Consider the following 16,585-nt stretch of genomic DNA (forward strand, 5'->3'; position numbering starts at 1 on the left):
AGGGGATCGCGGTGGTCGAGGCGGTTCAGGATGTCCTGCTTCCTACGGCGTGCGCATCCCTGCGCGACGCATACGGCTCACGTTGACGGAGGCCCTGCGGCGCCCCCGAAGGGGTCGGGGCAGGCGACAACCCCGGCGCTGAACAGGCCGGAGCAGTCAGGATACCGGACGGCCGGGCCTGGCCCAACTTCACTCCTCGGCGGCCCGTCCGACCGGCGGGGTCAGCGGCCGCCGCCCAGCTCCCGCAGCCGGCTCACATCGATCACGCTGGTGTCGAAGAAGCTGGTCTCGTCGAGGCCGGGCTGCTGCGGCACGGGCGCCTGCTGGGGGTAGCCGTAGGCGGCCCCGTAGGCCTCCTGCGGGGCGTAGCCGGTCTGCACCGGATAGCCCGAGCCGTCGGTGTACCCGGCCTGCGCCGCATAGGGGTCCTGCTGCTGCCAGGCCTGCTGCTGGTAGCCGTAGTCCTGGGCGTAGTCGCCCTGGGCGGCCGCTGCCGCCGCATAGGGGTCCTGCTGCTGCTCCCAGCCGGTCTGGCCGCCGCCCTGGTCGACCCAGCCCTGCTGGGGGGCGCCCGCCTCGTCGCGGAACCACGCCTGGCCGATCTCGCCCCCGTCGGCCCCGACCTCCTGCGCATCCGCGGCGGCGAAGCCTGCTGCCACCGCGGCGGCGCGGTCCTTGTCCTGCTGGGCCTGGTCCGCGGCGGCGAGATAGGCGGCAAGCTCGTCGATGGGCTGCTTGCCGAGCAGCTTGTCGCGGCCGCGGCCCACCGCCTCCAGGGTCTTGCTGAGCACCGTCTCCAGGGTGGCCAGCTTGACGTCCACGTACTCGTCGACCTCGGGGCTGGGCGAGACCCTCGGCTCGAACTCCTCCCCGTCCTCGCCCTCGCCGTAGCCGCCCTCGCCGTAGCCACCGTCGCCGTAGACGCCCTGGCCGTAGTCGCCGCCGGCGTCCGGGCCCTGGCCGAGCAGCTTGTGCCTGCCGCGGCCCACCGCCCCCAGGGTCTTGGTGAGCACCACCTCGAAGTTGGCGAGCTTGCTGTCGACGTAGTCGTCGGCCTCGCGGCGCAGCTCCGCCGCCTCGGCGCGGGCCTCGGCCAGCAGCCGGTCCGCCTCCGCCTGGGAGCGGCGCACCACTTCGGTGTCGGAGACCATCGAGCCGCGCTCGGCGTGGGCGCCGTGGATGATCCGCTCCGCCTCGGCGCGGGCCTCGGCGACCACCTGCTCGTGGTCCGCCATCACCGCCTGGGCCTGTGAGATCTCCGAGGGCAGCGACTCCCGGAGCTCCTGCAGCAGTCCGAGCAGCTCGGACCGGTTGACGACGCACGACGCCGACATCGGCATGGACCGGGCGCTCTCGATGGCCGCGACGATGTCGTCGAGCTTGTTCTGCACGTCCACTGTGGCTCACGTCTTTCCGTGTGCGCCGGGGTGCGGCGGGGCGGGGGTTGAAACTCTACGACCACCTCGGGGGTGCAGGTGAACGAGTCCGGTGAGCACGGGTGACACATCGGCAGAATCCGCCCGCACCGGGCACGGTCACTGCTCGGCGGCGCGCTCCGCCATCCGCTTGGTGAGACGCTGCAGCACCGGCCCCGGGACCAGGTGGCCGACGTCGCCGCCGTAGGCGGCGACCTCCTTGACCAGGCTGGAGGAGAGGAAGCTGTAGGTCGGCGAGGTGGGGACGAAGAGGGTCTCCACACCGGAGAGGCCGTGGTTCATCTGGGCCATCTGCAGCTCGTAGTCGAAGTCGCTGACCGCGCGCAGGCCCTTGACGATGGCGGGGATGCCGCGGTCCCGGCAGAAGTCGACCAGCAGCCCGTGGTGCGACTCCACCTCCACGTTGCCGTAGCAGGCGGTGACCTCCTCGATCATCCGGATGCGCTCCTCGACCGTGAAGAGGCCCTGCTTGGACTTGTTGATCGCGACGGCGACATGGACGACGTCGTACAACTTGGAGGCCCGCTCGATGATGTCGAGGTGGCCGTTGGTGATGGGATCGAAGGACCCCGGACAGACGGCGCGGCGCAACACGTGATCCTCGCTCTCCGGCCCCGGCGGCTCTGCCGTGAGGGTGGGCCGACTCTGCTAACCGATCGTTTCCGGCCGGTCCGACGCGGTTCCGGCGTCCGGAGCGGCGGCGCGACCGTACCAGAGCGTGCCCTCGCCGTAACGGCGCGAGCGCAACGGTTCGAACCCCTCCGGCCAGGTGAACTCACCGCCTCTGGTGCTGCGTTCCACGGTGGCGAGCGCATCGTCGGCGAGCCCCCCCGTGGATAGTGTGATCAGAATCTCGCGCAGTCCGGCGTCGGTGACCGCATACGGAGGGTCCAGGAAAACCAGGTCGTAGGGGGTCTGCGGGGCTGCCTCCTCGACGATGCGCTCGGCCTTGCCGGCCCGCACCTCGGCGCCCGGCAGGGCGAGGGTGCGGACGTTCTCCCGGATCACGCGGACGGCACGGGCGTCGGCCTCCACCAGCAGTGCGTGTGCGGCACCCCGGGACAGCGCCTCCAGGCCCACCGCGCCCGAGCCGCCGTAGAGGTCCAGCACCCGCGCCCCGTGCAGGGGGCCGCGCAGCGACTCCCAGGTGGAGAAGAGCGCCTCCCTGGCCCGGTCGGAGGTGGGGCGGGTGCCCTGGCCGGGCGGTACGGCCAGACGACGGCCGCCGGCCGCTCCGGCGATCACGCGGGTCATGGGGCTGGTGCTTCCTCACGGGTGGCGGTGCGGGTGGTGCCTCCACGCTATACGGCGAGGGCCCCGCGGGTGGATCCGGCGAGGCCCCCCGGCGGCGCACCTCGGGCGCCCGCGGCGGGCGGGCGCGCTCCGGGCCTGCGGGCGGGCGAGCGGGTCAGCCCTTCTCCAGGAAGTCCGCGCGGTCCTCGTCCAGCAGGCTCTCCAGGGCGGCGGCCAGATCGGGGTGGCGGGACAGGCCGGGGTCGTCAGCGACCAGTCGGACGGCCTCCTCGCGGGCGGCGGCGATGGTCTCCTCGTCCTCGAGGACGGACAGCACCTTCAGCGAGGACTTGACCCCGGACTGCGCCTGGCCCAGCACATCGCCCTCGCGGCGCTGCTCCAGGTCGATCCGGGAGAGTTCGAACCCGTCCAGGGTGCCCGCCACCGCGTCCAGCCGGGCGCGGGCCGCGGAGCCGCCGGGCATGTCGCTGACCAGCAGGCAGAGGCCGGGGGCGCTGCCGCGGCCGACCCGGCCGCGCAGCTGGTGCAGCTGGGAGACGCCGAAGCGGTCGGCATCCATGACCACCATGGCGGTGGAGTTGGGGACGTTGACGCCGACCTCGATCACCGTGGTGGCGACCAGCACATCGACCTCGCCCGCGGCGAACCGCCGCATCACGTCATCCTTGGCGTCGGGCTGCATCCTGCCGTGCAGGATCTCCACCCGGAGCCCGGCCAGCGGGCCGTCGCGCAGCTGACCGGCGACATCCAGCACCGCCAGCGGGGGGCGGCGCTCCTCGGCGTCGGCGCCCTCGTCGGTGAGGTCCTCCAGATCCTCCGGGGCCTTGCGCCTGGCCTTCGCCCCGGGGCCCTCGTCCTCGTCCCCGATCCGCGGGCAGACCACATAGGCCTGGTGGCCCTTGCCGACCTCCTCACGGACCCGCTCCCAGGCCCGGGCAAGGAAGTGCGGCTTCTCCAGGGCCGGGACGACATGCGAGGCGATGGGCGAGCGTCCGGACGGCAGCTGGTCCAGTACGGAGGTCTCCAGGTCGCCGAAGACCGTCATGGCCACCGTGCGGGGGATCGGGGTGGCCGTCATCACCAGCAGGTGCGGCGGCTGCTTGCCCTTGTTGCGCAGGGCGTCCCGCTGCTCCACGCCGAAGCGGTGCTGCTCGTCCACCACCACCAGGCCCAGGTCGTGGAACTGCACCTTGTCCTCGATCAGGGCATGGGTGCCGACCACGATCCCGGCCTCCCCGGTGACCAGGTCCAGCAGGGCCTGGCGGCGGGCGGCGGTGCCCATGGAGCCGGTGAGCAGCACCACCTTGGTGCCCAGGTCGGAGCCTCCGAGCATGCCGCCCTCGGCGAGGTCGCCCATCATCTCGGTGATCGACCGGTGGTGCTGCTGGGCCAGTACCTCGGTGGGCGCCAGCATGGCCGCCTGCCCGCCGGTGTCCACCACCGCCAGCATCGCCCGCAGCCCCACCATGGTCTTGCCCGAGCCGACCTCGCCCTGGAGCAGGCGGTGCATCGGGTGCTCCCGGGCGAGGTCGGCGAAGATCTCGGCGGTGACCTTGCGCTGGCCCTCGGTGAGGGTGAACGGCAGCCTGGCATCGAAGGCGTCCAGCAGGCCGTCGGAGGGAGCGGTGCGGGCGACGGCCGGCAGGGCGGAGTCGGTGGCGCGGCGGCGGGCCAGGGCGACCTGGAGGACGAAGGCCTCGTCCCACCTCAGCCGGGAGCGGGCCATCACCACGTCGGCCTGGTTGCGGGGCCGGTGGATGCGCTCCAGCGCCTCGGGCAGCGGCAGCAGTTCGCGGTCGGCCCGCAGGCCCTCGGGCAGCGGCTCGCCGACGTCCTTCCAGTCGGTGGCGGCCAGGCTGTCCAGGGCCATCTCCACACACTGGGAGATCTTCCAGCTGGGAGCCTGGGCGGAAGCCGGGTAGACGGGGATCAGCCGGCCGGCGAACTTCTCCGCGGCGCCGGACTCGGCGTCCGCGTCCAACAGCTGGTAGTCGGGGTTGGCCAGTTGCCGGGTGCGCTGGAAGACGCCGACCTTGCCGGCGAACATGCCGCGCGCCCCGGGGCGCAGCTCCTTCTCCCGCCAGCCCTGGTTGAAGAAGGTGAGGGTCAGCCGGCCGCGGCCGTCGGTGACCACCACCTCCAGCCTGTTGCCCCGCCGCTGGCGGAACGGGATGAGCGTCACCTTCTCGATCCGGGCGACCACGGTGACGTGCTCGTCGACCTCCAGCTCGTCCAGGCTGGTCAGCTCACCGCGCTCGGCGTACCGGCGCGGGAAGTGGTACAGCAGGTCGCCGGTGGTGCGCAGCTTCAGGCTGTCGGCTAGCACCTTGGCGGTACGGTCGCCGACCAGCTTCTTCAGGGGTTCGTCGAGTGCGGACATCGGATCCATTCCACCTCACGCCTCGGACAGCGGGCGTCACTCCAGGCCGATGAGCAGCGGTGCGGACTCCTGCCCACCGTCGTAGACCACCGTGTCGACCTCCGGGCGCAGCCGCCGGACCTGGGCGATCAGCCGGTCGGCGAGCTGCTGCGGTACGCCGTCGCCGAGGACCAGGGTGAGCAGTTCGCCGCCGGCGGCCAGCATCCGGTCCAGCACCACCTCACCGGTTCCGCCGAGGTCGCTGCCGATGACCGCGACATCGCCGTCGATCAGACCGAGGACGTCGCCGGCCTGGCAGACACCGGCCATGGTCCAGGACTCGCCCTCGGCCACCGCCAGTTCGGCGTAGCGGGTGGCGCCGGCCGCGGAGGTCATGGAGACGACGTCCTCGTCAAAGCGGCGTCCGGCCTCGTGCACGGCCAGTGCGGCCAGTCCCTGGACCGGTGAGCGGGTGGGGATGACGGCGACCCGTATGCCCTCGCCGCGCAGCTGGTCGGCGGCGGCGCCGGCGACCGCCCGCAGCTCCGGGTCGTTGAGCAGCAGCACGACCTCGCTGGCTTCGGCGCGGCGGACGGCGCCGGCCAGTTCGGCGCTGGACGGGGGCCGGTCGGGGTCGGCGTGCAGCACGGTGGCACCGGCCTCGGTGCACAGCCGGGCGATGCCGCTGCCGTGCACCACACTGATCACGGCCCGGCCGGAGTGCTCGCGCGGCTCCGCGGCCGTACGGCGGGCGGCGTCACCGAAATGGGTGATCCGGATCCGGTAGGGGCGGCCGGCCGCTATGCCGGCCTCGACCGCGGCCCCGGCGTCGTCCACATGCACATGGACGTTCCACAGTCCGTCGCCGCCGACCACCACCAGGGAGTCGCCCACCTCCGCCAGCCGGGCGCGCAGCGCCGGCAGAGCCTCGTCGGGGGCGTCCAGGAGATAGATCACCTCGAAGGCCGGGCTCCCGCCCGGCCCCGCGTGGTCCGTCCCGTCGGCGCAGCCGTGCACCACCTGGGAGGTGATCTCCCTGCGGCGCAGTCCCGACTCCAGCGCCAGCGGCCCCAGGGGCTGCTGGTCGGCCACCGCGTCGGCCAGTGCGCCGAGCACGGCGACCAGGCCGCGGCCGCCGGCGTCCACCACACCGGCCCGGGCCAGGACGTCCAGCTGCCCGGGGGTGGCGGCCAGCGCCCGGCGGGATGCCTCGTACGCCGCGTCGGCGACCTCGACCAGGCCGCCGGAGCACTCCTGGGCGGCGTGCGCGGCCGCCGCGGCGACGGTGAGCAGGGTGCCCTCGACGGGCCGGGCGACGGCCTCGTAACCCGCGTCGGCGGCCCGGCGCAGCGCCCGGCGGAGCGCCTCGGAGTCACCCGCTCCCCCGCCGTCGGCCAGCACTTCGGTCATTCCGCGGAGCAGCTGGGCGAGGATCACCCCGGAGTTGCCGCGGGCACCCAGCAGGGCGCCGCGGGCCATCGCCTGCATGGCCTCGCCCAGGCCCGGGAAGACACCGTCGGACGGCTCGAAGAGCGGGTCGAGGGCGGCGGCGGCGGACTCCAGGGTGAGATAGAGGTTGGTGCCCGTGTCCCCGTCGGGGACCGGGTAGACATTGAGCGCGTCGATCTCCTCGCGCGCCTGCCCCACCGCAGCCAGGGCCAGCCTGCACCAGGTGCGTACGACGGGAGCGTCGAGCGTGTCCGGCACCTGGTCTCCTCACTGGCTTCTCGGCGGGCCCCGGTTCACGGCCTGCCCCAGGCAGGCTATCCGGGACGGCCGGGTGCCCGGCGGCGACGGGTGCCCGGGTCATGGTAGTTTCGTTCTACAGGAGTGGCGGATGTATGCTGCTCCGGTTGCCCGGCCAAGTCCGGGCTTCGGTCTCGGTTTGGCCCGGTATCCGTTTTCCGCGGTGTGTGGTCTTCCGGGGTTTTGGAACGTAAGTGATCTGAAGTCTTTGGAGTGACTCCCGTGGCTGCCAACTGCGACGTCTGCGGCAAGGGGCCGGGCTTCGGCAACAACATCTCCCACTCGCACCGCCGTACTCGCCGTCGTTGGAATCCCAACATTCAGACGGTGCGTGCCGTGGTCGGTCGGACGCCGAAGCGGCTCAACGTCTGCACCTCGTGCATCAAGGCCGGCAAGGTCTCGCGCTGACGCGCAGGCCGGTATACCCGGTTCAGCGAAAGGCCGGTCCACCCACTCGGGTGGGCCGGTCTTTCGCATGTCCGGCACCGGCATCCGCCGGTCCTGCGGCACCTTTCGCCGCCGGCAGCGCCTTTCGCGTGTCCGGCAGCGCCTTTCGCATGTCCGGTGGTGCCTTTCGCGTGTTTGGCAGCAGCATCCGACGAAGCGGTCAGCGTCCGTCGATCCCGTGCGGGCGCCGCCCCGACCACTCCGGCTCCACCTCGGCCCACTGACGGGTCCAGGCCAGGTCGTCGCGTCGGTCCAGGGAGCGCCGAGTGAGTGCGACGCCGGTCACACCGAAGGCCGCGATCGCGGCGAGGGTGCCGGCGGCGGCGAACCAGGCGTCCGCGGTGATGTCCGCCGAGCTGCGCGGCGCCCTGGCCGGCTGCCCCGAGGCGTCCACCCAGAGCGGCACCCGGGCCCCGGCCGCGGTACCCGGCGCGACCAGCACCTGACCGGTGTGGGAGTGCCCCGGCGGCTGACTCCAGCGGGCCGCCACCGGCACCTCCAGCTGCTCCCCGATCCTGGCCTGCCCCTTGGGCGCGGAGGCCAGCGTCACCGCGGCGACCTGCTGCCGCTGCGCCAGCTGGACCGCGGCCGCGTGACGGCCCTGCTGGTAGGCGAGCCCCCCGATGAGCAGTGCGGGCAGCGGCGCCAGCAGCAGCAGGGTGACCAGCAGCACCAGCAGCCGGGCGCGCCTGCGGTCACTGCGGCGGCACAGCGGATTGCGGTCGGTGCCGCAGGCCTGCCTGATGCACAGCGCGGAGCGGCGCAGTGCTGTCCGTACGGGCCGCCGCTTCCCGTTCCGGTACGGCTGTGCTGTCCCCTCGGCCATCATCCTCGCCTCCCGAGCCTGCCCCGCAGTCGCGGAGGGACGACCGATCCCGCCTGGTTCTGATGCACTTCCCCGTGTACGGGTGGACCATGCACGCGGTTCGACTCCGGCAGGCGCCTCTTTGCCGGCCCGGAGGCCCCGCCCGCCCTCTCAGCGGTCGCGAAGGGCCTTCAGGACGGCCGCGGCGAGCTCTTCGTCGAGGATGAGCAGGCGCGCCAGGGCCCGGAAGACCTCGACGAGAGGGACGTCGACGACGTCCAGCTTCACAGCGGCGTCGCCGGTCCACTTCTTCAGGCGGCGGTGGAGTGTCGGGTCCAGGTCCACCGTGGTGCGCACGGGCCGGGTACGCGTCGCCGTAGGGTGCAGCTTCCTGCAGTGCTCCTCGCCGTGGCCGTCGACCTCGGCCACGCCCTCCCCGTGCTCGGATGCGGTCTCACGGTCGCCCGGCACGCGGTCACCTCCTCCTGAGCTGAAGCTCGCGGTACCACACCACTCCAGGGCCGCCCGGGCGGCAAGGCGCAGGGGCCGGACGAAGCACAAGGTCACCCGGTCGGCCCAAGGGCAGCAGCCGCCCCCGGACAGCTGGCGCAGCGACCCGGACCGCACCGAATTATTCGCGACCGTGTTTCCTGTCCCCATCAGGGGATATTCCGTTCAGTAATCCTGGTACGACCTTGTACTGACCCATCATTTGGTTGAAGGATTTCCGAATTGCAGTAACGCCGTGCGTCATCACAAAATCCCGAACCCTGCGCTTGCGTGGCCAGCGGGCCTGTAGGAGCGTGGAGCACGGAGCGCTCGGTGCCTCCGCCGCGGCCCGCGACAAATCTCCGACCGGGATTCACGGGGCCGATGGAAAAGCAGCGGCGGGGAAAGTCCCGCCCCGCGGGTCGTGCACCGGGTAAACCGGACGCGCCATCCCCGAATTGTGTTGGAGGCTGCAATGTCCGTTCACTCTCCCCGTACCCGGCGGCTGAAGGCCATGCTGGGCGCGGCACCGCTGCTGGCCGGTGCGCTGGTGGCCGGTCCCATGGCGAGCGGCCAGGCCCATGCCGCCCACCTGACCAGGGACATCAACTTCCACGGCACGGTGAACTGCGCGAAGTTCAAGGACGACTCGACGCCTGGGCAGGTCCGGGCGATCGCCAAGAACCTCGGGTCCGGCAGTGCCGATGTGACCCCCACCGACGGCACCACGGGCACCTACGACGGGCTGACCGTCACGGTCGCCGACAGCGCCACCAAGGTCGCGTTCTCGGCCACCTGCGACCCCGCCGCCGGCGGCGCGTCCCACGTCATCAAGAAGAACTTCACGGTCACCAAGACCGTCGCGGACGGGGACGACCTCGAGGTCAACCTGCCCTGACAGCGGCCCTCGGAGCCTGACCGGAGCCCCGTCGCACCCGGCGACGGGGCTCTGCCGCAGCCGGCGGTCAGCCGCGCTGCCGCCACCCGTGGTCGACCGGACCGATTCCGGCGCCCAGCGGGAATCCCGCCCGGATGGCCCCGGTGACATACTCCTTGCCGGCGGCCACCGCGGCCGGTACCTCCAGCCCCTTGGCGAGCTCCGCGGCGATCGCGCTGGCCAGGGTGCAACCGGTGCCATGGGTGTGCCGGTTGTCATAGCGCTCGGCGCGGTACCAGTGCTCCTGCGCGCCGTCGAAGAGCAGGTCGGAGGCGCGCCCCGGCAGATGGCCGCCCTTGACCAGCACCCAGCGCGGCCCCAGCGCCAGCACCGCCTCCGCGGCCGCGCGCATGTCGGCCTCGTCGGCCACCCGGATCCCCGTCAGCTGCTCCACCTCGTAGAGGTTGGGAGTGGCCACGGTGGCGGTCGGCAGCAGCCGGTCCCGCACGGTGGCGACGGCCTCGGCGGCCAGCAGTGCGTCGCCGTGCTTGGAGACACCCACGGGGTCGACCACCACGGGTGCGTCCACCGCGGCGAGCAGCTCGGAGACGGTCTCCACCAGCTCGACCGAGGCCAGCATGCCGGTCTTCACCGCCTGGACGCCGATGTCGTCCACAACGCTGCGGAACTGGGCCCGCACGGCCTCGGCGGGCAGCTCCCAGTAGCCCTGGACGCCCAGCGAGTTCTGGGCGGTGACGGCGGTGATCACGCTCATCCCGTGCACCCCGAGCGCCAGCATGGCCTTGAGGTCGGCCTGGATGCCGGCGCCGCCGCCGGAGTCGGAGCCGGCGACGGTGAGGACCCGCGGCGGTGCCTGGTGGGATGCGGTGGAGTCTGGCATGGCTTCAACCTACCTGCCCCCGGAACCGCGCCGCGGCCGGGTGGAGGCGCGGTCAGAGCACCGCTTCGGCCTCCAGCATGCGGTGCAGAGGCACCGTGTTGGGAGCCGCGACGGCGTCGCTGAGGGTCGCCAGCTCCACCAGGGTGCCCCGCAGCGCGGTGAACCAGCCGAACGCGCCCTTGTGGACGGCCTCCACGGCGTGCCAGCCGAAGCGGGAGGCCAGCACCCGGTCACGGGCGGTGGGCGGGCCGCCGCGCTGGGTGTGGCCGAGGATCACCGGGCGTGCCTCCTTGCCCAGCCAGTGCTCCAGCTCCACGGCCAGTCTGGTGCCGAGACCGCCGAATCTGCGGTGGCCGTACTGGTCGACGCGGCCGGGGTCCAGCCGCAGCGTGCCGGGGGCCGGCTGGGCGCCCTCGGCGACCACCACGATGGCGAACTTCTTGCGTCGGGCGAAGCGCTCCTCGATCATCACGCAGACCGCCTCGATGTCGAACGGCTTCTCGGGCAGCAGGATGGCGTGGGCGCCGCCCGCCATGCCCGCCTCCAGGGCGATCCACCCGGCCTCGCGGCCCATCACCTCCACCACCATCACCCGCTGGTGGGATTCGGCGGTGGTCTTCAGCCGGTCGACGGCCTCGGTGGCGACCGACACGGCGGTGTCGAAGCCGAAGGAGACATCGGTGGCGCTGACGTCGTTGTCGATGGTCTTGGGGACGCCGACCACGGGCAGCCCCGCCTCGCAGAACATCCGGGCGGCGGTGAAGGTCCCGTCCCCGCCGATCGCGATCAGCGCGTCGATGCCCAGTCCGGCGGCCAGCTCGGCGGCCCGGTCGACGGCCTGGTGGATGCGGTGGTGCTCCACCCGGGAGGAGCCCAGGACGGTCCCGCCGCGGGTGAGCAGGCCGGTGACGTCGTCGTGGCCGAGCGGCCGGGCGCGCTGCTCGATCAGGCCCAGGTAGCCGTCCTCGATGCCGATGACCTCGTCGCCGTGGACGTCCACGGCCCGGTGCACCACGGAGCGGATCACCGCGTTGAGTCCGGGGCAGTCGCCGCCGCTGGTCATGACACCGATGCGCATATGTCGCCAGAGCTCCTGCTCGCCGTCCCGGGCGCCCCCAATTCGGGCATACCACCCCAAGACATACCTGAAAGGCTCTGGATCCCCTGAGTCGACCCGCCGTCCCGCCCCGCCCTCAGCCGGAGAAGTGGTCCCAGCCGCCGGCCCGGTCCCAGGGTGCGCCGTCGACGGTCACCGCCGCGGTACGGCCCGGCCGCACGGCGGACACCCTGCCCACCACCCGCCAGCGGGCGGGCAGCGCCGCCTCCGCCGGGAAGCAGGCCACAATGGCGTGGTCCTCACCGCCGGAGAGCACCCACACCAGCGGGTCCACCCCCACCGCCTGCCCGATGTCGGCCATCTGCGCGGGGATGTCGAAGTCCGCGGCGTGCAGGTCGATGTCCACCCCGCTGGCCGCGGCGACATGCCCGAGGTCGGCCACCAAACCGTCGCTGACGTCGATCATGGCGGTGGCGCCCAGGTCGGCCGCCGCGGGGCCCGCGTGGTACGGGGGCTCCGGGCGCCGGTGCGCCTCCACAAAGGCGCGCGGTGAGCGGAAGCCCCGCGACAGGACGGTGTAGCCGGCCGCGGACCAGCCCAGCCAGCCGGTGACCGCGACGACGTCGCCGGGCCGGGCGCCGGACCTGGTGACCGGGCGCCGCCCCTGGAGGTCGCCCAGGGCGGTGATGGCCACCGTCACGGTGTCGCCGCGGACCACATCGCCGCCCACCACCGCCGCGCCGGCCACCTTGCACTCGTCCCGCAGGCCGTCCATCAGCTCGGTGGCCCAGGTGGCGGGCAGGTCCGCGGGGACCACCAGCCCCAGCAGCAGCGCGGTGGGCACCGCGCCCATGGCGGCGATGTCGGCGAGGTTCTGGGCCGCGGACTTGCGGCCCACGTCATAGGCGGTCGACCAGTCGCGCCGGAAGTGGCGTCCCTCCAGCAGCACATCGGTGGTGGCCACCACCCGCCCGTCGGCCGCCCGCACCACGGCGGCGTCGTCCCCGGGACCGAGGTCGACGGCTGCGTGAGGGGGCAGCCGGGCGGTCAGCTCCCGGATGAGTCCGAACTCGCCGAGCTCGCCCACGGTGCCCTGCATCTGCCGTCCTTCCCCTGTCTGGGGTCATCGGTGTCCGATGGTTGTCGGTGCCCCACGCGCAGCGTAGTCCCCACCCGTCGACGCGGGTCTCCCCGCGGGGCCGCGCCGCACGGTAGCGTGGCGTCGGACGATGAGACGATCTCCACACCGAGCCGCCGGGAGGTCCCCCCGTGGTGCAGGCATACATCCTGATCCAGACAGAGGTCGGCAAGGCCTCCGCTGTGGCCGGGGCCATCTCGGACATCCCCGGGGTGATCCAGGCCGAAGACGTCACCGGCCCCTATGACGTGATCGTGCGGGCGCAGGCCGAGACCGTGGACGAGCTGGGCCGACTGGTGGTCGCCCGGATCCAGCAGGTGGAGGGGATCACCAGGACCCTGACCTGCCCGGTGGTCCATCTGTAGGGCCCTCCTATGATCGGTCGGTGACCGTATTCGCCCGGCCCCGGCCGCTCACCGGCGGTGCCATGCCCCGCCGGATGCTGCTGCTCACGGCTCTGCTCTGCGCGCTGCTGGTGGCGGGCTTCCTGTGGTGGCGCTCCGACCCCCGGGTGGAGCCCCCTGTGCCGGACGCCCGGGGCGCCGCCGTGTGCCGGGCGCTGGACCGGGCGCTGCCGCACTCGCTGCAGGGCACCGCACGCCGCGACCCGCAGCCCGCTTCCCCCTTCACCGCGGCCTGGGCCAGTGATCCGCGTACCGTGCTGAGCTGCGGCGGTCCGGTGCCCGCCGCGCTGGAGCACCCGGACGCCTCGCAGCAGGGCGGCACGGTCAACGGGGTGGACTGGCTGACCGAGAGCCTGGACGACGGCGGCTACCGCTTCACCACCATCGAGCGGCGCGCCACCGTGGAGGTCACGGTCCCCGCCGGGGCGTACCCCCATGCGTCGGATGTGCTGCCCGGCATATCCGACGCGGTGGCGAGGACCGATCCCTCCCGCTTCACCCAGTGACCTCCGCCGGGCGGCGTCAGCGCAGCCCGGTGGAGCGGCTCAGCGCCGCCTTGAGCAGCCGGTCGATCAGCTCGGGATAGGGCACCCCGGTGGCCTCCCACATCTTGGGGTAGGCCGAGATGGGGGTGAAGCCGGGCATGGTGTTGATCTCGTTGACCACCCAGCCGCCGTCGTCCAGCAGGAAGAAGTCGACCCGCGCCAGGCCCTCGCAGCCGAGCGCCTCGAAGGCGCGCACGGCCAGCTGCTGCAGCTCGGCGGTCTCGTCCCCGCTCAGCCGGGCCGGGATCTCCACCTCGGAGGAGTCGATGTACTTGGCTTCAAAGTCGTAGAACTCGAAGTCGCCGTCGACCTTGATCTCGGAGGGCAGGCTGGCCCTGGGGCCGTCCTCGAACTCCAGCACCCCGCACTCGATCTCGCGGCCGCGCAGCCCCTCCTCCACGATCACCTTGGGGTCGTGGCGGCGTGCCTCCTCGATCGCGGCGTCCAGCTGCTCCAGGTCCTTGACCTTGGTGATGCCCATGCTGGAACCGGCCCGGCAGGGCTTCACAAACACCGGCAGCTGAAGCTCGGCGATCCGCTCCCGGGCGGCGGCACGGCCTGCCTCGGTCTCCCAGTCACGGGGGCGCACCACGGTGTACGGGCCCACCGCGAGCCCGAAGGAGGTGAGCACCCGCTTGGTGTACTCCTTGTCCATGCCGACCGCGCTGGCCAGCACCCCGGAGCCCACATAGGGGACGCCGGAGAGCTCCAGCAGGCCCTGCAGGGTGCCGTCCTCGCCCCACGGGCCGTGCAGCAGCGGCAGCACCACGTCGACCTCGCCCAGTGCCTTGGGGACGGCGCCCGGCTCGCTCCAGACGACCTCCCGGGAGGCGGAGCTGACCGGCAGGACCACCTGCCCCTCGGCCGACTCGGCGACCTGCTCCACGCTGGGCAGCCGGCCGTCGGTGATGGCCATCCTGGACGACTCGTCGCTGGTCAGGGCCCAGCGGCCGTCATGGGTGATACCGATCGGCAGGACGTCGTAGAGCGTCCGGTCGATGGCGCGCAGCACGCTTCCGGCGGTCGACACCGAGATCGCATGCTCGGAGCTGCGGCCGCCGAAGACGATGGCGACACGGGGCTTGCGCCCGGAGGTGCGGCCCTCCGGAAGGTTCGGGGAGGTCGGTTCGTAGCTCATATCGGGCCGAGACTACCGTGCGGCCTGGTGGCTGTCGTGCGGGCGTACGACCGGGCAGCCGGGGTGGCAGCCGTTCGGCCCCTCCGCTCGGCGTGTCTCAGCGCTCGGCCTTGGCCGAGCGGGCCATCAGCTCCTTGAGCACCAGCCGGGTCGGCTTGCCGTTGTGGACCACGTCCACCACCGCCTCGGTGATCGGCATCTCCACCCCGAAGCGGCCCGCCAGGTCGAGCACCGACTCGCAGGACTTGACGCCCTCGGCCGTCTGGCTGGTCGCGGCGACGGTCTCCTCCAGCGTCATCCCGCGGCCCAGGTTGATGCCGAAGGTGTGGTTGCGGGAGAGCGGCGAGGAGCAGGTGGCGACCAGGTCGCCCATTCCGGCGAGGCCCGCGAAGGTGTGCGGGTCGGCGCCCATCGCCAGCCCCAGCCGGGTGGTCTCGGCCAGGCCCCGGGTGATCAGCGACGCCTTGGTGTTGTCCCCGAGCCCCATGCCCTCGGCCATGCCCACGGCGAGGGCGATGACGTTCTTCACCGCACCGCCGAGCTCGCAGCCGACCACATCGGTGTTGGTGTACGGGCGGAAGTAGCCGGTGTGGCAGGCGGACTGGAGGCGCCTGGCGACCTCCTCGTCGGCGCAGGCCACCACGCTGGCGGCCGGCTGCCGGTTGGCGATCTCCGGTGCCAGGTTGGGCCCGCTGACCACGGCGACGCGCGCCGGGTCGGCCGCCGAGACCTCGGCGATCACCTCGCTCATCCGCATCGCGGTGCCGAGCTCGATCCCCTTCATCAGGCTGACCAGCACGGTGTCCGGCGCCAGCAGGGGCGTCCAGGCCGCCAGGTTGCCGCGCAGCGTCTGCGAGGGCACCGCCAGCACCGCGAAGGCGGCGCCGTCCGCCGCGGCCGCGGGGTCGGTGGTGGCCGTGACCCCGGCCGGCAGCTCCACTCCCGGCAGGTAGTCCGCGTTGATCCGGGTGCGGTTGACCGCCTCGGCAAGCTCCGGACGACGGCCCCAGAGGGTGACCTCGCACCCGGCGTCGGCCAGCACCATGGCGAAGGCGGTGCCCCAGGAACCACTGCCGAACACCGCGCAACGTGTCACTTGGCGGTCTCCTCGGCGGCGTCGCCGGCCTCCGCCTCGACGGGCTTCCGCGCCGCGGGACGGGCCGCCTCCGCCTCGGCGGCCCGCTCGGCGCGCCGCTGCCGGGCGCTGCGCCGCAGGTCGAAACGGACCTCAGGGGCCTTCTCCCCGCGGATCTCCGCGAGCAGCGCGGTGATGGCCGCCATGATGTCCTCGGTGGCGTCGCGCAGCACCTCCGCGGTGAGCTCCTTGCCCTGGTGCCTGGACAGGTCCACGGGCGGCCCGGCGACCACGGTCACCCGGTGCCGCGGGAAGGGGCGGAAACGCCGCCGCCCGCGGCCGCCCTCGGCGTACGGCGGCACGATCTCCTGGGCGCCCCACTGGGCCACCGGGATCACCGGCGCCCCGGTCATCAGGGCGATCCGGGCCGCGCCGCTCTTGCCGGTCATCGGCCACATGTCGGGGTCACGGGTGAGGGTGCCCTCGGGGTAGACGGCGACGCACTCGCCCTTGTCGACCGCCGCCACCGCCGCCCGGAAGGCGTGCGCGGCGTCGGTGGACTCACGGAAGACCGGGATCTGGCCGGTGTTGCGCAGCAGCAGGCTCACCACCGGGATCGCAAACAGTCCCGACTTGGCGAGGAACCGCGGCGGGCGGCCGCTGTTGTACTGGTAGTGCGCATACGTCAGCGGGTCGAGGTACGAGATGTGGTTGACGGCCGTGATGAAGCCGCCTTCGGCCGGCATGTGCTCCCAGCCGCTCCACTCCCGCTTCACCAGCACGGTGAGCGGGGGCTTCGCGATCGCAGCCACCAAGCGGTACCAGAAGCCGTATTGGGCGTTAGAGCGGCGGGCCACCCCAGGTCCTCCTCTGCCGGCGCGGCCCCCTGCGGGCCGCGGATCGCTGTGCCGTTC

The 16,585-nt window shown here is 72.8% G+C and carries 17 protein-coding genes; 4 read left to right on the top strand and 13 right to left on the bottom strand.

What is annotated here, in order from left to right; all coding sequences use genetic code 11:
- Positions 1 to 221 precede the first annotated feature (221 nt).
- The 5 genes from AB0761_RS13560 to AB0761_RS13580 form a co-directional block, all read right to left on the bottom strand.
- Positions 222 to 1,397, bottom strand: coding sequence for a cell division initiation protein (locus AB0761_RS13560; protein ID WP_377269235.1), 1,176 nt, complete (start codon positions 1,395 to 1,397; stop codon positions 222 to 224).
- Between the two features lie 138 nt (positions 1,398 to 1,535).
- Complete coding sequence (gene coaD / locus AB0761_RS13565; protein ID WP_377269236.1) at positions 1,536 to 2,027, bottom strand: pantetheine-phosphate adenylyltransferase; 492 nt, start codon at positions 2,025 to 2,027, stop codon at positions 1,536 to 1,538.
- Between the two features lie 57 nt (positions 2,028 to 2,084).
- Positions 2,085 to 2,690: a 16S rRNA (guanine(966)-N(2))-methyltransferase RsmD gene (rsmD, locus tag AB0761_RS13570; protein ID WP_377269238.1), complete on the bottom strand. Its 606-nt coding sequence runs from the start codon at positions 2,688 to 2,690 to the stop codon at positions 2,085 to 2,087.
- 154 nt (positions 2,691 to 2,844) lie between these two features.
- Positions 2,845 to 5,079 (bottom strand): ATP-dependent DNA helicase RecG, encoded by a 2,235-nt coding sequence (gene recG, locus AB0761_RS13575; protein ID WP_377269239.1) that lies wholly within the window; start codon positions 5,077 to 5,079, stop codon positions 2,845 to 2,847.
- A 27-nt stretch (positions 5,080 to 5,106) separates the two neighbouring features.
- Positions 5,107 to 6,756: a DAK2 domain-containing protein gene (locus tag AB0761_RS13580; protein ID WP_377269240.1), complete on the bottom strand. Its 1,650-nt coding sequence runs from the start codon at positions 6,754 to 6,756 to the stop codon at positions 5,107 to 5,109.
- 261 nt (positions 6,757 to 7,017) lie between these two features.
- On the opposite strand from AB0761_RS13580, the gene rpmB reads away from it, so the two are divergent.
- Entirely contained in the window at positions 7,018 to 7,203 is a 186-nt protein-coding gene (gene rpmB, locus AB0761_RS13585; RefSeq protein ID WP_009714771.1) for a 50S ribosomal protein L28, read from the top strand.
- Between the two features lie 199 nt (positions 7,204 to 7,402).
- On the opposite strand, the gene AB0761_RS13590 is transcribed toward rpmB, so the two are convergent.
- Positions 7,403 to 8,071, bottom strand: coding sequence for a hypothetical protein (locus AB0761_RS13590; RefSeq protein ID WP_377269241.1), 669 nt, complete (start codon positions 8,069 to 8,071; stop codon positions 7,403 to 7,405).
- Positions 8,072 to 8,218: 147 nt separating this feature from the next.
- Entirely contained in the window at positions 8,219 to 8,518 is a 300-nt protein-coding gene (locus AB0761_RS13595) for a hypothetical protein (RefSeq protein ID WP_377269242.1), read from the bottom strand.
- A gap of 493 nt (positions 8,519 to 9,011) precedes the next feature.
- On the opposite strand from AB0761_RS13595, the gene AB0761_RS13600 reads away from it, so the two are divergent.
- On the top strand, positions 9,012 to 9,434 hold the full coding sequence (locus AB0761_RS13600; RefSeq protein WP_377269243.1) for a hypothetical protein: 423 nt from the start codon (positions 9,012 to 9,014) through the stop codon (positions 9,432 to 9,434).
- Between the two features lie 67 nt (positions 9,435 to 9,501).
- Here AB0761_RS13600 and thiD read toward each other — a convergent pair whose 3' ends face one another.
- From thiD to AB0761_RS13615, 3 genes are all read right to left on the bottom strand, one after another.
- Entirely contained in the window at positions 9,502 to 10,314 is an 813-nt protein-coding gene (gene thiD, locus AB0761_RS13605; protein WP_377269244.1) for a bifunctional hydroxymethylpyrimidine kinase/phosphomethylpyrimidine kinase, read from the bottom strand.
- 52 nt (positions 10,315 to 10,366) lie between these two features.
- Positions 10,367 to 11,392, bottom strand: a complete 1,026-nt coding sequence (locus AB0761_RS13610; RefSeq protein ID WP_377269245.1) for an ATP-dependent 6-phosphofructokinase — start codon at positions 11,390 to 11,392, stop codon at positions 10,367 to 10,369.
- 115 nt (positions 11,393 to 11,507) lie between these two features.
- Positions 11,508 to 12,470: a thiamine-phosphate kinase gene (locus tag AB0761_RS13615; protein ID WP_377269246.1), complete on the bottom strand. Its 963-nt coding sequence runs from the start codon at positions 12,468 to 12,470 to the stop codon at positions 11,508 to 11,510.
- A gap of 170 nt (positions 12,471 to 12,640) precedes the next feature.
- Between AB0761_RS13615 and AB0761_RS13620 the strand changes: the two genes are divergently transcribed.
- Both AB0761_RS13620 and AB0761_RS13625 read left to right on the top strand, forming a co-directional pair.
- Positions 12,641 to 12,874 (top strand): Lrp/AsnC family transcriptional regulator, encoded by a 234-nt coding sequence (locus tag AB0761_RS13620; RefSeq protein ID WP_377269247.1) that lies wholly within the window; start codon positions 12,641 to 12,643, stop codon positions 12,872 to 12,874.
- A gap of 20 nt (positions 12,875 to 12,894) precedes the next feature.
- Positions 12,895 to 13,419 (top strand): DUF3515 family protein, encoded by a 525-nt coding sequence (locus tag AB0761_RS13625; RefSeq protein ID WP_377269248.1) that lies wholly within the window; start codon positions 12,895 to 12,897, stop codon positions 13,417 to 13,419.
- A gap of 16 nt (positions 13,420 to 13,435) precedes the next feature.
- On the opposite strand, the gene AB0761_RS13630 is transcribed toward AB0761_RS13625, so the two are convergent.
- The 3 genes from AB0761_RS13630 to AB0761_RS13640 form a co-directional block, all read right to left on the bottom strand.
- Complete coding sequence (locus tag AB0761_RS13630; protein WP_377269249.1) at positions 13,436 to 14,596, bottom strand: D-alanine--D-alanine ligase family protein; 1,161 nt, start codon at positions 14,594 to 14,596, stop codon at positions 13,436 to 13,438.
- A gap of 97 nt (positions 14,597 to 14,693) precedes the next feature.
- Positions 14,694 to 15,692: an NAD(P)H-dependent glycerol-3-phosphate dehydrogenase gene (locus AB0761_RS13635; protein ID WP_377269250.1), complete on the bottom strand. Its 999-nt coding sequence runs from the start codon at positions 15,690 to 15,692 to the stop codon at positions 14,694 to 14,696.
- The gene (locus AB0761_RS13640; RefSeq protein ID WP_377269251.1) at positions 15,689 to 16,528 is read right to left on the bottom strand and encodes a lysophospholipid acyltransferase family protein; all 840 of its coding nucleotides are present in this window, start codon (positions 16,526 to 16,528) and stop codon (positions 15,689 to 15,691) included. Before AB0761_RS13640 ends, AB0761_RS13635 begins: the two co-directional genes overlap by 4 nt.
- Between the last annotated feature and the right edge of the window lie 57 nt (positions 16,529 to 16,585).

It is taken from the genome of Peterkaempfera podocarpi (assembly GCF_042466665.1).
Lineage (GTDB): Bacteria > Actinomycetota > Actinomycetes > Streptomycetales > Streptomycetaceae > Peterkaempfera > Peterkaempfera podocarpi.

Excerpts from the sequence above, each read along its gene's own strand:
- rsmD (WP_377269238.1), bottom strand. The coding sequence starts at position 2,690 with ATGACCCGCGTGATCGCCGGAGCGGCCGGCGGCCGTCGTCTGGCCGTA.
- recG (WP_377269239.1), bottom strand. The coding sequence starts at position 5,079 with ATGGATCCGATGTCCGCACTCGACGAACCCCTGAAGAAGCTGGTCGGC.
- AB0761_RS13590 (WP_377269241.1), bottom strand. The coding sequence starts at position 8,071 with ATGATGGCCGAGGGGACAGCACAGCCGTACCGGAACGGGAAGCGGCGG.
- AB0761_RS13600 (WP_377269243.1), top strand. The coding sequence starts at position 9,012 with ATGTCCGTTCACTCTCCCCGTACCCGGCGGCTGAAGGCCATGCTGGGC.
- thiD (WP_377269244.1), bottom strand. The coding sequence starts at position 10,314 with ATGCCAGACTCCACCGCATCCCACCAGGCACCGCCGCGGGTCCTCACC.
- AB0761_RS13610 (WP_377269245.1), bottom strand. The coding sequence starts at position 11,392 with ATGCGCATCGGTGTCATGACCAGCGGCGGCGACTGCCCCGGACTCAAC.
- AB0761_RS13615 (WP_377269246.1), bottom strand. The coding sequence starts at position 12,470 with ATGCAGGGCACCGTGGGCGAGCTCGGCGAGTTCGGACTCATCCGGGAG.
- AB0761_RS13630 (WP_377269249.1), bottom strand. The coding sequence starts at position 14,596 with ATGAGCTACGAACCGACCTCCCCGAACCTTCCGGAGGGCCGCACCTCC.